Raw genomic sequence first — 14,497 nt, 5'->3', positions numbered from 1 at the left:
GAATGCAAAAATCCTGCCTTGGCTGTCTTTTTATGGAATTTCTAGTTTGTAGTTGTCAAGTGAATAGTTGAGTAAGACAGCCAAAGTTAGGATTGTTATTTGTGAAAAACGCCCCCTTTTATCATTTTTTTAATGTTGAAAAGGTTAGTTAGCAAAAATGAAATTCAAATGTTAGTAGTGTTGAAGGGGGCGTGGCATGGTTTATATGATAGATAATAATAATTTAGTTGTTTCCGTTTTCCCATTTCACTTCTTCTCCCTGAGGAGCGGCACCGCCTTGTGCTGTAGTGATAGGAGCAGTTTCCTGGTTGATGTGATAAATATAAGCGGCAATCTTTTCAGCATCTCTTCCGGTAATGGTTCCTTCTTTGATGAAAGGTCTCATGGTAGGGTTATTTGGTGAGCCGTTTTCAAGCATCCAGAATACATTTTTAAATAAGCTTTTTTCTTTAATATTAATCCAGTGGGTATCGGTAAGGTTAGGACCTATACCACCTTTTCCTCCGTCACCGTGGCAGGTAACGCAATTTGTTTTAAACAATTCTTGTCCTTCTGCAATATTATCAGCACTGTATTTCGCAGATTCCAGATTGATTTGAGGTGCAGTTTTCTCATACTCAGCAATGGAAGCTAACATCGTTTTTGTCTCTTTGGTGTATTCTGCTTCCGGATGAGCATAATCTGTGAAAGAAAAAGCAAACAGGTACACGGCACAGAAAATACATCCGAACCAGAACAGACCGATCCACCATTTCGGAAGGGAGTTGTCAAGTTCTGTAATGCCATCAAAACCATGGTCGATAAGAATATCTTTTTCTTCCGTAGCGGTTTGTTTTTTGAAGGCTGAATTCCATAATTTCTGGTAATAAGGAACTTTCTTTTCTTCCAGATATTGTTTCTTTTCTTCCTCGGATAATCTGTTGAAACTTTCATTTTCTACCAGGTCTCCAATAGAGTTCATAATCAGCAATAGGATAGTGGCAATTAATATCAGCGCCCAGAAAAAAGGAGAAGAAAAATATCCTGAATCTCCGGCGAACATTTCAAAGGCCATGATCGTTAAACCTATCGTAGTTGCGATATATATTGAAATGGGGGTTCTCGTTTTCATTGCAGTTTAATTTTAAATGTTACTCTACGCTTGCGGTTTGTACCTGTGTTGTTTTAATGTCTGTACCTAATCTTTGCAGGTAAGCAATCATTGCCACAATTTCTCTTTGTTCAAGTGGTACATAGGCGGATCCTTTTGCTGTTTTTTCTTTTACCATCTGATCTTTTACATCTGTTGCTTCTGCGTAAATTCTCTGTACAATTGCTTTGGACTGGTTATCCGCCCATTGGTTAGCAGAATCAATCTGAGCTTTTGTATAAGGGACACCGAAGGCATTTTTCATCAGTTTCATTTTGTCCACCATTTGGGTTTTATCCAGTTTATTGGTAATTAACCATGGAAAACGTGGCATAATAGAACCGGCAGAAGTAATTCTTGGGTTGTACATATGTTTGAAGTGCCATGAATCCGGGTTTCTTCCTCCTTCTCTGTGAAGATCCGGTCCTGTTCTTTTAGATCCCCATAAGAATGGTCTGTCGTATACGAATTCTCCCGCTTTGGAATACTGTCCGTTTTTTCCTTCAAATCTTACAACCTCATCACGGAACGGTCTGATCATTTGTGAGTGGCATGAGTTACATCCCTCGCGGATATATAAATCTCTTCCTTCCAGTTCTAATGGTGTATAAGGTTTTACTGCGGTAATTGTCGGAACACTCTGCTTCAGTGACAGGGTAGGAACAATTTCCACCAATCCACCAATTGCTATAGTGATGAAAGCTAATACAGAAAGGAGAGTAGGCGTTCTTTCCAACCAAAGGTGTACGCCTTCGCCTTCTTTTCTTGTGCTTCCAATGTTGGCTAATGCCGGAGCTTCTGCAGGAACGTTTTTCTGGAATGAACCAGCTTTAATTGTTTTGATAACATTAACTACCATTAAAATTGCCCCAGATAAATAAAGAACACCTCCAAGGAATCTCATTTTAAAGTATGGAATAATTGCAGTTACTGTATCCAGCCAGTTTTTCCATAATAAAGTTCCGTCCGGATTGAATTGCTTCCACATTAATCCCTGTGTAAATCCTGAAATATACATAGGTACTGCATAGAAGATGATCCCTAAAGTTCCTAACCAGAAGTGCCAGTTGGCTAATTTTTTAGACCAAAGGGATGTTCTCCACATGATCGGAACCAGATAATATACCACTCCGAATGCCATGAAACCATTCCATCCAAGAGCTCCTAAGTGTACGTGGCCGATAACCCAGTCGGTATAGTGACCTATTTTATTTAATGATTTTGTTGCTAATAAAGGTCCTTCGAAAGTAGCCATACCATAACATGTAACTGCTACTACAAAGAATTTAAGAATCGGATTTTCTCTTACTTTATCCCAGGCTCCTCTTAATGTAAGAAGACCATTCAGCATTCCTCCCCATGATGGAGCTATCAGCATGATAGAGAATCCTGTTCCTACCGCCTGAGCCCATGCCGGTAAAGCTGTATATTGCAGGTGGTGAGGCCCGGCCCAAAGATATACGAAGATCAGCGACCAGAAGTGAATAATGGATAATTTGTATGAGAAGACCGGTCGTTGAGCTGCTTTTGGCATAAAGTAATACATCAGACCTAATACAGGGGTGGTTAATACGAATGCTACCGCATTGTGCCCATACCACCATTGTACTAATGCATCTTTTACACCTGCATATACAGAATAAGATTTCCAGCTTGTGAAAGATAACGGAACTTCAAGATTATTGAAGATGTGAAGCATTGCCACAGCAATCCAGGTTGCCAGATAGAACCAGATCGCCACATATAAATGTCTTACTCTTCTCTTAGCAATAGTTCCGAACATATTGATTCCGAAAATGATCCATGAGAATGCAATTAAGATATCGATTGGCCATTCATGTTCGGCATATTCTTTAGAAGTATTGATTCCCATAAGGAAAGTAATAACAACGCTCACAATCATCAACTGCCATGACCAGAAGTGAATCCATGAAAGGGTATCACTGTACATTCTGGTTTTAAGAAGTCTCTGCATACTGTAGTAAGCACCGCAGAAAAAAGAGTTACATACGAAAGCAAAAATTACCGCACTGGTATGAAGCATTCTGATTCTTCCGAAGCCCATGGCTCCCTGAGTATTGATCAGCCCCTGAATATTACCCGAAGCTAAGCTTTTAATAGTTGTATCATCCGTACCGAATAAAAATTCAGGTAATTCAGGATAAAAAAGCATCAATGCAGCTGTAAGCCCCAGCAGAAATCCTACAAGTCCGAATGCGATAGTCGCATAGAGGAATGCTCTGACAATATTATTGTCATAATTAAATTTTTGCGTCTCCATAAATTCCAATAGTGTTTACCGAAGTGATATTTTCTCTGAAAAAAAGCGTATTTTTAAGTCTTTTTTATGCCGAAAATAAATATCATGTAACGTGTGTAATGTTTTGCCAAAGGTATTTATTAACTTTGTTAGAGGCTAATAGCTAATCTTCTAAAATATACCGAAAACTACTAAAACAAAAACGATGAAAGTATGTGGACAAAATATCAGGAAAATACGTAGGAGCAGAGATCTTACGCAGGAGTACATGGCCTTTGAAATGGGCATTTCCCAAAAGGCATATTCCGATATTGAGAATTCCAAGGTGAAGATCAACCTGGAGATACTGACTAAAATATCCGATATTTTAGATATCAGGCCATCAGACATCTGTAGTATTTCGCATAAGTGTGGAAATGATGAATATGAAGATAAATACCAAAACCTTTTGGAATACATGAAAAAGAATAATATTTCTGTTCCGAAAGAATTTTTATAGCCTATAAGAATTTCACTTTTACTTACATATTAACTATCATAGAATAATGATCTCCCCGGACAGAAGGAGATCATTTTTTTGTGAACAAAAAAGACTGTGTTTTTAGTATGCCTGATGACCATGACATTGATGAGGGAACAAATGTTTGGTTTTTCAAATTTATTATAATGAATACATTATTCATATCTAATTATGTAGAAAAAAATTCACATAATTGTGGATAAATGTTTACAATAAATTTAATTTTCTATAATATATTTGCCTTAAATATAACGCTGCCCTACTGAATGAAGCTTCTCTACTTTATTTCATTTCTGTTTTTTCTAAGTGTCAACGGGCAAAACTATACTACCCAATGGTATAACACGGATAATGGCCTTCCTCAAAACAGTATCAAGGATATTGTAAAAGATAAATATGGATTCATCTGGCTTTCTATGGAAGGTAGAATTGTACGGTATGATGGAAGCAACTTTGTTCAGTATAATAATTTCAAACTTAAAAATTTAAGCTTCGGTGATTTTTTCGGAAATATAAAAAAGGATAGTATTGCCGTTTTTAATGCTTCCGAAAAAGATCTTATTCTGGTTTCTCAAAGAAAACCGATGGCAGTATCATCCGTTCAGATTACTGAGCCTGGGGGAACAGCCAATCAGAAAGTCTATAAACAACTTGTTAAAAATAATTTTACTGTAAGATTTATTTCTTACGTCGATTCTTATTTTATCAGGATGAAAAGTGGCTCTTACTATTTTGAAGATAACGGAATTACTTACGTTGATAAGAAAAGTAAGAAAAGTAAGAAAATTAATCTGAATTTTCCCCGTAGTAAACTAAGAAGGTTATTCATTCATGGAGATTACGTTTTTGTTGCTGATGCTGAGAATAAAAAAATACTTCAGTTGTATCAAGGAAAATATTCCTATATCAGTACTCCGTCAATGTATACTGATGCTGATACTAAAATCTATTGGCAGCAGATCACCGGACAGGTATTCATAATCAGTCATGGCAAAATATACAGAAGTGAGTTTTTAGATAAAAAGTTAAAGCTTACTTACCTGTTGGATTATAAGGATATTGATAAAGAAATTTCCGGAGCGATGTTTTATGATGAAGCAATGAACAAATTATACCTCGGGAGTTCTATTAATGGTCTTAAAATCTTAAGTCTGTCCGATTTCTCTGTTTCCAGAAAAAAATTACCGTATCAGGATGAGGTCTGTTATGCAGGGATTTCTTATGGTGGTAATTCCGTTCTGACTCAGGAAGGGATCAGATACTATTCCAATACTTCAGAAAGAATATTTCCAGCTTCTCAATCTTATGATAAGCGCTACATTTTGCAGGATAACACCGGAAATCTGATTTATCGGGAGAATAATACCATTCATATAAGGTATAAGAATACAGGATTTACAAAGTACGATTCCATTTCTTTTCAAAATAAGGAAATTGATGGCCTGTATAAAAGTGGAGGGCTGTATATGGCATCACTGGTCAGTGGAAAAGAATCTTATCTCTATCTGTTTAAGCAGGATCGTTTTAAAGAAATCGAACGAATTATTCCTTGTAAAGATAATATTGATTCTGTTTTAAGATATAACAAAGATCTGCTTTACCTGGGAAGCAGCGGCGGAATCTATGTTTATTCTCTTATCGGAAATAAAACAGAGAAACTGATTGGGAAAGGCCTTCCTGTAAAACAAATCATCCGGACCAAAGATGGGAATATCTGGTTTACGACATACAACAGAGGACTTTACTTGATAAAAGATCAAAAAGCGGTCAGAGTTCCATCCGATAAAAATGATTTTCTGGCGAATGCTCACTCTTTGATGGAGGATAGGAATTCCAATTTATGGATTTCTTCCAATAATGGGTTATTTAAAGTCAATAAAAATATTCTTTTGCAACACATGAAAACTCCGAAAGGAGACATTACTTATTACCGTTATACCAAAAAGCAGGGACTGTCGAATAATGAGTTCAACGGAAGTGCGAATCCCTCTGCTCATGAGCTGAAAGATGGGCAGCTTGTATTTCCTTCCATGGAAGGTTTTGTGTTTTTTAATCCTGAAAATATCAAAACCTATTATCCCGGAAGTGAGGATTTTTATCTGGAAAGGGCAAGAGTAAAAGGGAAGATGATTCAGCTGAAAAATAGTCTGTTTCTTGAATGCGGTTATAAAAACGCAGAAGTTTATATAGACATTCCTTACTATTCAGATCTGGAAAATGTCTATTTACAGGGTAAACTTGATACTGAAGACAGTTCATGGGTAAATATCAAAAATGATAAAACATTCCGAATAGCTACTATTGAACCTGGTACTTATAATCTTCTCGTTAGATTTTTATCTTCCGAAACCGGGAAATTCGTTTATAAAACATTCCCTGTAGAAGTGGAAGCCTATTTCTATCAAACTTTATTCTTTAAAATCCTGATTACAGGGAGTATCATTTTTATTATTCTGGTGATTGTTCAGATGAGGACAAATTTTTTAAGACTAAAAAATAAAGTCCTGAAAAATACCCTTGATCATAAAGATAAAGAACTGCTTGAAACTAATAATAAACTGAAAAATGAATCTGATTATCAAAAAAAACTGGTTGAAAGCATCAGCCATGACATTACCACCCCTGTAAAATTTATTGCCCTTCTTTCACAGGAACTCAATCAGTCTGAAGATCTCAAAACTCAGAAAAAATATTTTGACAGCATTTATAAAACTTCAGAACAGCTGTATAAATTTACATTGAGTCTTAAAGAATATACAGAATTATACAAACAACAAAATAGTGCGGAAGAAGAGTATTCCATTTATGATCTTATTGAAACCAAAAGATTATTATTCGAAGAAATTGCAGCTCAGAAAAATACATTTATCTACAATTTTTGTGACCATCAACTTAAGATTAAACTTAATAAGAATGTTCTCCTCGCAGTTTTCCACAACATCATAGATAATGCAGTAAAGAATACTTCAAATGGAGAAATTACCATCACATCAGCTTTTACAGGATCACATGTAGAAATCCATATTGCTGATACCGGTACCGGAATGTCCGATGAACAGATGATGTATTATTCCGGGTTATTTAAGAAAAAAGAGAATGAGTATATGATTTTTAAAAATTATGGTTTAGGTCTTCATATGGTTGTTCAGCTGCTCATAAAGATGAATTCCGAAATGACTTTTCATCAAAATACTCCGCATGGAACCCTCATTAAAATCCTTATTAAAATATGACAAAAAAAATACTCATTGCAGATGACCATCATGTGGTAAGAATCGGAACAGCTATGATTCTGGAGAAAAACTTTACTCACCTTGAAGTTGATTTTGCAGAAACTTATAGCGAAGCAAAACAGAAAATTGAATCCGAAAAATATGATCTGGTCATTCTTGATATTGAACTTCCGGGAAGTCTTTTCAAATCAATGGTCAAAGAGATCAAAGGAATCTCTGAGGATACTCTTATCCTCATATTCACTTCTTACAAAGAAAATATTGCACTGCAATACATTGAAGAAGGAGCCAATGGATTTCTGAATAAGCAGAGTGATCCCAAAAATTTTGTCAAAGTGGTGGAAGCTCTTTTCAAAGACGGTCATTATTACACACCGGAGATCATGAATGAATTGCTCAAAGGAAATAAAAAGCGAAAAGCAATTGAAAATCTATCCGAGAGAGAGCTGCAGGTTTTTAATCTTCTGGCAAAAGGAAATGGAAACCTTGAGATTGCAAATGCTCTTGACATTGAGGAGTCTACCGTAGGAACTTATAAAAGAAGGGTTTACCAGAAATTAAAAATTACCAATTTGGTTGAACTGCTGGAGATCTACAGTGAAATTCATTAATACCGTCTCTTTAAAGTCATAACATCATTACAATGCTGTGGAAAAATACCTACAGCATATGTTCGTTAGGTAGTTGTTTTGAGCGGTAAGTTAGCATCTCATTAACTTCTGTTAAACAGAAGAAGCTAATAGAAAAGTACTTTCAAACTAAGATAACAATTCAGAAAATATCATTTATGCAGTACCAACAAACTAAACAATTGATACTGATTTAAAAGCTCTTCCAGAAGTAGATCAATGATTTTATTATTTATGTGCAGAAAAAGCCTTAGCAAATTGTTAAGGTTTTTCTTGTCTGCTTAATAGCAGATTCTCAATTTACCCCATGGAATGTGAATTTCTCTGAAAAGTTTTTATATATTTAGCGACCGAATAATTCATTCAATGAGCAACGAAAATAAAACAGGACAAAACGAGACTTTAGTTAGAGGATTAACAAATCGACATATACAATTAATTGCCCTTGGTGGTGCCATAGGAACAGGGTTGTTTCTGGGAATTGGACCCGCTGCGGTACTGGCAGGACCCTCTGTAATCTTAGGCTATGCTTTGGCAGGAATTATTGCCTTTTTTATTATGCGTCAGCTGGGTGAAATGGTGGTTCAGGAACCTGTTTCGGGAAGTTTTAGCTACTTCGCCTACAAATATTGGGGGAATTTTCCAGGATTTGCTTCCGGCTGGAATTACTGGATTCTCTATATTCTGGTAAGTATGGCGGAACTTACCGCTATTGGACATTATATTCATTTTTGGTGGCCGGAAATACCACTCTGGGTTTCCAGTTTATTCTTCTTTATAGTCATTAATGCACTTAACCTGGCTTCTGTAAAGGTTTACGGAGAAACAGAATTCTGGTTTTCCATTATCAAAGTGGTGGCTATTATTGCCATGATTATTTTCGGAGTCTATCTTTTGATAAGTGGTACAGGAGGAGAAAAAGCGACAATTACCAATCTGTGGAATGACGGAGGTTTTTTTCCAAAAGGATTATTTAACAAAACAGAAAACGGATATTCAGGACTATTTGCAGCCATGGCAATGATCATGTTCTCATTCGGAGGCCTTGAACTTATCGGAATAACAGCTGCAGAAGCAAAAAATCCAGAGAAAACGATTCCACAGGCAACCAACCAGGTAATCTACAGAATCCTTATTTTCTATGTAGGAGCTTTGGTTATTCTATTTTCATTAAGTCCCTGGAGAGATATTACGGAAGGATCAAGCCCGTTTGTAATGGTATTTCAAAATCTGAATGGTCTTGAATTCAGCCTTTTTGGTAAAGTCATTCAGTTCAATACATTGATCGCAAATGTGCTTAACCTGATTGTTTTAACAGCTGCTTTATCAGTGTACAACAGTAGTGTTTACAGTAACAGTAGAATGCTTTTCGGATTGGCTCAGCAGGGAAATGCTCCAAAATTTCTCAAAAAACTGAATAAAAACTCAGTGCCTACCAATGCAATCATTATATCTTCATGCTTTGCAGGGATCTGTATTATCATCAATAAATTAGTTCCGGAAAAAGCTTTTGAATATCTGATGGCTTTAGTAGTATCCACACTGATCATCAACTGGCTGATGATATGCTACACCCACTTAAAGTTTAAAAAATCAATTAATGCAGAAGGAATTCAATCAAAATTCCCGTCTATATTTTACCCGATATCCAACTATATCTGTATTGCATTCTTAATCCTGATCTTAGGATTGATGAGCATTACAGGAATGGAGATTCAGGTGATTCTGATTCCTATATGGATTGGATTTTTGTTCGTGATGTACAAATTGTACAAACCGAAGTAACAATATTAAAACATATTTCAACATGTTTTGGAAAGGTGAAAATCAAATGGTTTTCACCTTTTTTTGTTTCTTCATAGGATAGATGCTTCAGATTTCCGCTTATTTTTCGTATATTAGTAAGAGGTTATATTTCAAATTAAGGTGAGAATTACAATCTGTTTGCAATACCTGCGGAGAAGCCGAAAACCGTTATAAAAAAGTAGGCATTATCAAAAAAGACACCTATGGCCAATTTATTTCAAACCCTTACCAATACCGTAAAACATTGGTATATTCCATTAATCTTTGGAATTCTTTTCCTTATCTGTGGTTTTTACGTATTCAGCGTACCACTGGCAACGTATGTTACACTTTCCATTTTTTTCAGTGTTTCCTTTTTATTTTCAGGAATTACAGAGATATTCTTTTCTTTACAAAACAGTAAATCCCTGCAGGGCTGGGGCTGGTTTCTTGTGAGTGGATTATTAACCACTGCAATAGGAATTTATCTTATCGCAAATCCTCAGATTTCCATGGCGGTACTTCCGTTTGTAATCGGATTTACCTTGCTGTTCCGTTCTTTTCAGCTATTAGGTTTTGCCTTTGACCTGAAAAGTATGAGAATAATGAGCTGGGGAAATGTTGCCCTTGCCAGTGTCGGAGGAATTATCTTTTCTCTACTGCTGATATTTAATCCGGTATTTACAGGATTCTCACTGGTTACCCTTACCGGTGTTGCTTTTATCTTCATGGGAATTGCTTCTATTATGCTGGCCTTAGATTTAAGAAAAGTCAAAAAGATTCCGGGGAAAATAAGTCAGGAATTGAGAGACAGGATCAAATCTATACAGGAAGAAATTGATGAGCTAAAAAAATAAAGAATAGCAGTATTTTAAATATAGAAGGCCTTGAAAAAGGTCTTTTTTGTTTACTATTTTAAAGGAGTGATTAAATAATTATAATTATATTCGCCTGAATTTTATTACGACAAGTCCTGTCGTTTTGTACCAATATCTTTGTATACAAGTGATAAAATTCATGACCAGCCATGAACATTTTGAAGAAGTAGGAATTATTCATATGAATAGAAGATTATATGATCATTACTAAGAAGATTCTTAAATGCAGATGAAAATATTCAGGATCCAACCAATACACAGAATTACAATAAATATGGATATGTATTGAATAATCCTCTCATGTTTAATGATCCAACCGGAGAAGAAATTTTTACATTAGCTGCTATTACTGTAGCTGCTCTTGTAAAAGCTGTAATTATTGGTGCTGCTGTAGGATTAGCTGCTTATACATTAAGTCTGGCAGTAACGGGTAATTTTGACCAGTGGAATTTATTGGGAGCCTTTAAAGCAACCTTTACAGGTGCTGTTTCAGGAGCTGTTACTTTTGGGATAGGAAGTTTGTTTACTGTGGCTGGACAAGCAGCGACAACGTTAACTGCTCTTGGTAATAGTATTAAAGAAGCTGTAGGAGGATTTGGCTTGGCAGTAGTACAGGCGGGTACTCATGCTATATCTCAAGGAATATTGAGTGTAGTACAAGGAGATACTTTCTTAAGTGGGGCAGCAGGAGGCTTCTTTGGTAGCTTAGGAACTGCCGCTTTTGGAGAGATTGTAAAAACGGGTACCGCTAGAGTAATAGGAACTTTAGTTTTAGGATCTCTTTCAGGAGGTATTGGAGCTGAATTTGCTGGAGGAAACTTCTGGCAAGGTGCAGTGATTGGGGGAGTTGTTGCAGGATTAAATCATTTAGCACATGCTTCATATGGTCCTGGAGATGATCCCAAATCTAAGAATAATGTGAAAAAAAAGGCAGCTACAACAAAGAATATACAGCCGTTAGTGAAAAAAGCTGCACAAGTAGCAACTGTAATTGATGTTGTAGGTGATATGCCAGGAGGTGGAAAACTATTAAAATTGACTGGTAAGTCCGCAGGTAAAGCATTCCCGGTATTAGAAACAACATCAAATGTAATGGAATATTCAAATGGAGATATAAGTGGTCAGCGTTTATCATATAGATCTGTAGGCGTAGGGACCTCGATAGTAGTTGGAGCAGAAGTAGGTTCTATATTTCCTGGATACGGTTCTGCAGCAGGTGCAGTTGTAGGTGGAATATTTGGGACAGCGGAATTACTATACGATCAGTTTAATCAATATGTTAAACCAGTTATGCAACAAAAGGTGAATAATTTTAGTAATCAACTTAAATTTGCGAGATAGTCTAATGATGCAATTTCTTTTTAAAAATAAAATTTCTACATTGGGAACATTTTTAATTGTAGGATCAATTAGTTTAATATTTTATAATATTTATAAGTTTGAAAATATTAGTATAATAACTGATAGCAGTCAAAATGTTTATATTGAGAAAGAGAAACAAAAAGGTGAATTCAAATATGGTGAAACAAATTTAAATGTTTTATACCTGTATATTGAACTGAAATCAATCAGTAAAAGATTTTATATATATGAAAATGTAGGAAATGATAATGACAGTTCTTATTTGAATAATATCAAGGATAATATTTTAAAAGGAACTAAAATAAAAATTTGGGTTGATAACGATGAATTTAAAAATTATAAAGATGTAGAAATACAAAAATTAGAAATAGGAAGTACGATATTTCATAGTTTTTTTAATTATAAATATATTTTTATTGCAATTATTAGTGGTATTATATTATTGATTATTAGTAAAAAATATTCAAATTCCTAGAAGAAAAGGTAAGTTGTCCTACCGTGTATTGCAATTACACATAGACTTTTTTCATCAAATGAGATAAGAGTGGAAGAAATTCCACTCTTATTTTTTTCATTTTATAGCTTTTTTGCCTACTGAAAATGAAACTTCAACTTTATAATCTTAATTTAAAAGATAGATTATTAAACTAGAAAACGCTTTCCCCTGCGATCTAGTTCAGAAGAGGTGAAAGACGGAACATTTTTATTTTCTGATCAGTTAAACTTTTGCACTTGATCCTTTTTGTTTAACCTCCAACTTTTACGCTTGATTTAAAAAAACAAAAACCACCCTTAAAAAAGGATGGTTTGTAGACTCACAGGATATAACATTTTATATTTATATGCCTTTTATAAGATTTATCTTTCTATTTAATATACTGACAAACATCTAATTAAATTTTATTTGATGCAATTAAATTTAAATGCATTTAAAAGTTAGGGTGACCAAAATGGTGACCTGTTTTCAGATTTTCCGTATATTTGTTATATGAAATTTTTTATTTTATGGCAGTAGCAAAGAAGTACAGTAACGAAACAGGAAGCGTTAATTTTAGATTGAAAGAACCTGCAAAAGAAATTTCCCGAATCATGGGGCGGTATTCGTTCAAGGATTTGAAAGTGGATTTTTCAACAGGTCTAAAGGTTACTCCGAGCAATTGGGATTTCGATTCTAAAACTGTCACATCTGGTGGAGATAAAAGAGAAATCAACCAAAAACTCGCTAAATTCAAAACATCTATTGTAGATGCTCACAAAAATTTCAATTAGCATTATAACCGTATGCCGACAAAGGAAGAATTAAAAACCATTATTGATAATGCAATGGCAGGTAAGGAACTTACGACTGTGCAGAAAAAGAAAAAATCTTTTGATGATGTTTTTCAGGAGTTTATGAAAGTAGCTGAACTTAAAATTATACGTGCTGTTACATCAGGTCAAAAACCCCTGCACAGAAGTTACTTGTCATCTTTTAATGTCATGTATCAGGATTTAAAAGATTTTTCCAATGAAAATAATATCTTTTTGGATATTGATAAATTTGATGAGGTGCAGTGTTTGGAGTTTCAAAATTGGTTACTTGATACGGAAAGAGTAAAATCATTAAATACACTCAAAACCCGAATTAAAAGATTATCTGCTATACAAAAACGTGCATTTGAAAAAGGTTACACGGATAACAGAAGCTATATGCAGGATGAATACAAGGTTAAAGTACCACCAACTTTCCACACTGTTTTAACAGAGCCAGAAATCAAAATATTGTATGAGCATGATTTTTCTGATATTCCGAGACTGGAAAAAGTTCGTGATATGTTTGTTTTAGGCTGTCATACTTCGCTAAGATTCGGAGATATTACACGTATTGAGGGCGGACATATTGACCATAGTAGTAAAACAGTTAACATATTATTGAAAAAAGGTTCAGGAGTAGACAATTATAAAACAGTGAATTTCTCTTTTTTTGGCTATGCAGGTGAAATCCTAAGTAAATACAATGATGATATTAAAAGTATAGCCATATCCAACCAAAACACAAACGAATACCTAAAAGAATTATTTAAGGCTGTACCGTATTTCAAAGAAAAAATAATCACACGTGAACGCCCAACTAATGAGGGAGTAGTGTTTGATAAAATTAATTTTGCGGATAAAATAGCGTTTCATGATTCTAGGAGAAGTTTTTGTACCAACCGCTATATAGAGGGTTGGGACTTATTGGAGATATGGCAGTACACAGGTCATACGGACGAATCTGTTTTCAAAACGTATTTCAAACCGACCTTTGAACATGAGCAGATTAGAAAGGAAAGTATCAAAGCCAGAAATGAGAAATTACAAAAGGCAGATTTACAGACTAAAGAAATTGAAGTACTGAAAGCCCAAATGCAAAAAATGCAGGAACTCATTGAGAGTGGAAACATGGAGCAGTTAGCCGAAATCATTAATATTAACAAAAATGTTTCTTAAATATTCCAAAGAAATTAATTATTGTAAAAACACCATTTTAGACATATAGAATATATAAGGAGCTGGAATTTTCAACATTGGATTTAGTTCTTTTTTAATACTTTTATTTATCGTAGAAATAAACAATTCAATTTTCAGGAGTGCACCACACTTTTGTTTTGACATATTAATCCTTTGATTCGTTTTTCAATAGATACATCATTGCATAATCAATCATACATACGAAAACTCT

At 34.8% G+C, this 14,497-nt stretch carries 11 protein-coding genes; 9 read left to right on the top strand and 2 right to left on the bottom strand.

What is annotated here, in order from left to right:
• Positions 1 to 223 precede the first annotated feature (223 nt).
• Positions 224 to 1,111: a cbb3-type cytochrome c oxidase N-terminal domain-containing protein gene (locus RHP76_RS11170; protein WP_062672552.1), complete on the bottom strand. Its 888-nt coding sequence runs from the start codon at positions 1,109 to 1,111 to the stop codon at positions 224 to 226.
• A 19-nt stretch (positions 1,112 to 1,130) separates the two neighbouring features.
• On the bottom strand, positions 1,131 to 3,410 hold the full coding sequence (gene ccoN, locus RHP76_RS11165) for a cytochrome-c oxidase, cbb3-type subunit I (protein ID WP_120232932.1): 2,280 nt from the start codon (positions 3,408 to 3,410) through the stop codon (positions 1,131 to 1,133).
• Positions 3,411 to 3,594: 184 nt separating this feature from the next.
• On the opposite strand from ccoN, the gene RHP76_RS11160 reads away from it, so the two are divergent.
• The 9 genes from RHP76_RS11160 to RHP76_RS11120 all read left to right on the top strand — a co-directional run bounded on the left by RHP76_RS11160 (position 3,595) and on the right by RHP76_RS11120 (position 14,265).
• Entirely contained in the window at positions 3,595 to 3,888 is a 294-nt protein-coding gene (locus RHP76_RS11160) for a type II toxin-antitoxin system RelB family anti-toxin (protein WP_062672554.1), read from the top strand.
• 287 nt (positions 3,889 to 4,175) lie between these two features.
• Positions 4,176 to 7,142: a sensor histidine kinase gene (locus RHP76_RS11155; protein ID WP_311230197.1), complete on the top strand. Its 2,967-nt coding sequence runs from the start codon at positions 4,176 to 4,178 to the stop codon at positions 7,140 to 7,142.
• Positions 7,139 to 7,753: a response regulator transcription factor gene (locus tag RHP76_RS11150; protein WP_062672558.1), complete on the top strand. Its 615-nt coding sequence runs from the start codon at positions 7,139 to 7,141 to the stop codon at positions 7,751 to 7,753. The genes RHP76_RS11155 and RHP76_RS11150 overlap by 4 nt, the downstream gene beginning before the upstream one ends.
• Positions 7,754 to 8,137: 384 nt before the next feature.
• Entirely contained in the window at positions 8,138 to 9,556 is a 1,419-nt protein-coding gene (locus RHP76_RS11145; protein ID WP_034696101.1) for an amino acid permease, read from the top strand.
• Positions 9,557 to 9,780: 224 nt separating this feature from the next.
• Positions 9,781 to 10,413: an HdeD family acid-resistance protein gene (locus RHP76_RS11140; RefSeq protein ID WP_062672539.1), complete on the top strand. Its 633-nt coding sequence runs from the start codon at positions 9,781 to 9,783 to the stop codon at positions 10,411 to 10,413.
• A 321-nt stretch (positions 10,414 to 10,734) separates the two neighbouring features.
• The gene (locus RHP76_RS11135; protein ID WP_311230196.1) at positions 10,735 to 11,775 is read left to right on the top strand and encodes a hypothetical protein; all 1,041 of its coding nucleotides are present in this window, start codon (positions 10,735 to 10,737) and stop codon (positions 11,773 to 11,775) included.
• A 40-nt stretch (positions 11,776 to 11,815) separates the two neighbouring features.
• Positions 11,816 to 12,271, top strand: a complete 456-nt coding sequence (locus tag RHP76_RS11130; protein WP_311230195.1) for a hypothetical protein — start codon at positions 11,816 to 11,818, stop codon at positions 12,269 to 12,271.
• A gap of 530 nt (positions 12,272 to 12,801) precedes the next feature.
• Positions 12,802 to 13,065, top strand: coding sequence for a hypothetical protein (locus tag RHP76_RS11125; protein ID WP_311230194.1), 264 nt, complete (start codon positions 12,802 to 12,804; stop codon positions 13,063 to 13,065).
• Positions 13,066 to 13,077: 12 nt separating this feature from the next.
• Complete coding sequence (locus tag RHP76_RS11120; protein WP_311230193.1) at positions 13,078 to 14,265, top strand: tyrosine-type recombinase/integrase; 1,188 nt, start codon at positions 13,078 to 13,080, stop codon at positions 14,263 to 14,265.
• The last annotated feature ends 232 nt before the right edge of the window (positions 14,266 to 14,497 follow it).

Origin of the sequence: Chryseobacterium sp. SG20098 (assembly GCF_031844745.1) — a bacterium.
GTDB classification, from domain to species: domain Bacteria; phylum Bacteroidota; class Bacteroidia; order Flavobacteriales; family Weeksellaceae; genus Chryseobacterium; species Chryseobacterium cucumeris.
This window is presented reverse-complemented; position numbering and strand designations above follow the sequence as displayed.

Excerpts from the sequence above, each read along its gene's own strand:
- RHP76_RS11125 (WP_311230194.1), top strand. The coding sequence starts at position 12,802 with ATGGCAGTAGCAAAGAAGTACAGTAACGAAACAGGAAGCGTTAATTTT.
- RHP76_RS11170 (WP_062672552.1), bottom strand. The coding sequence starts at position 1,111 with ATGAAAACGAGAACCCCCATTTCAATATATATCGCAACTACGATAGGT.
- RHP76_RS11155 (WP_311230197.1), top strand. The coding sequence starts at position 4,176 with ATGAAGCTTCTCTACTTTATTTCATTTCTGTTTTTTCTAAGTGTCAAC.
- RHP76_RS11120 (WP_311230193.1), top strand. The coding sequence starts at position 13,078 with ATGCCGACAAAGGAAGAATTAAAAACCATTATTGATAATGCAATGGCA.
- RHP76_RS11135 (WP_311230196.1), top strand. The coding sequence starts at position 10,735 with ATGTTTAATGATCCAACCGGAGAAGAAATTTTTACATTAGCTGCTATT.
- RHP76_RS11150 (WP_062672558.1), top strand. The coding sequence starts at position 7,139 with ATGACAAAAAAAATACTCATTGCAGATGACCATCATGTGGTAAGAATC.
- RHP76_RS11145 (WP_034696101.1), top strand. The coding sequence starts at position 8,138 with ATGAGCAACGAAAATAAAACAGGACAAAACGAGACTTTAGTTAGAGGA.
- RHP76_RS11140 (WP_062672539.1), top strand. The coding sequence starts at position 9,781 with ATGGCCAATTTATTTCAAACCCTTACCAATACCGTAAAACATTGGTAT.
- ccoN (WP_120232932.1), bottom strand. The coding sequence starts at position 3,410 with ATGGAGACGCAAAAATTTAATTATGACAATAATATTGTCAGAGCATTC.
- RHP76_RS11160 (WP_062672554.1), top strand. The coding sequence starts at position 3,595 with ATGAAAGTATGTGGACAAAATATCAGGAAAATACGTAGGAGCAGAGAT.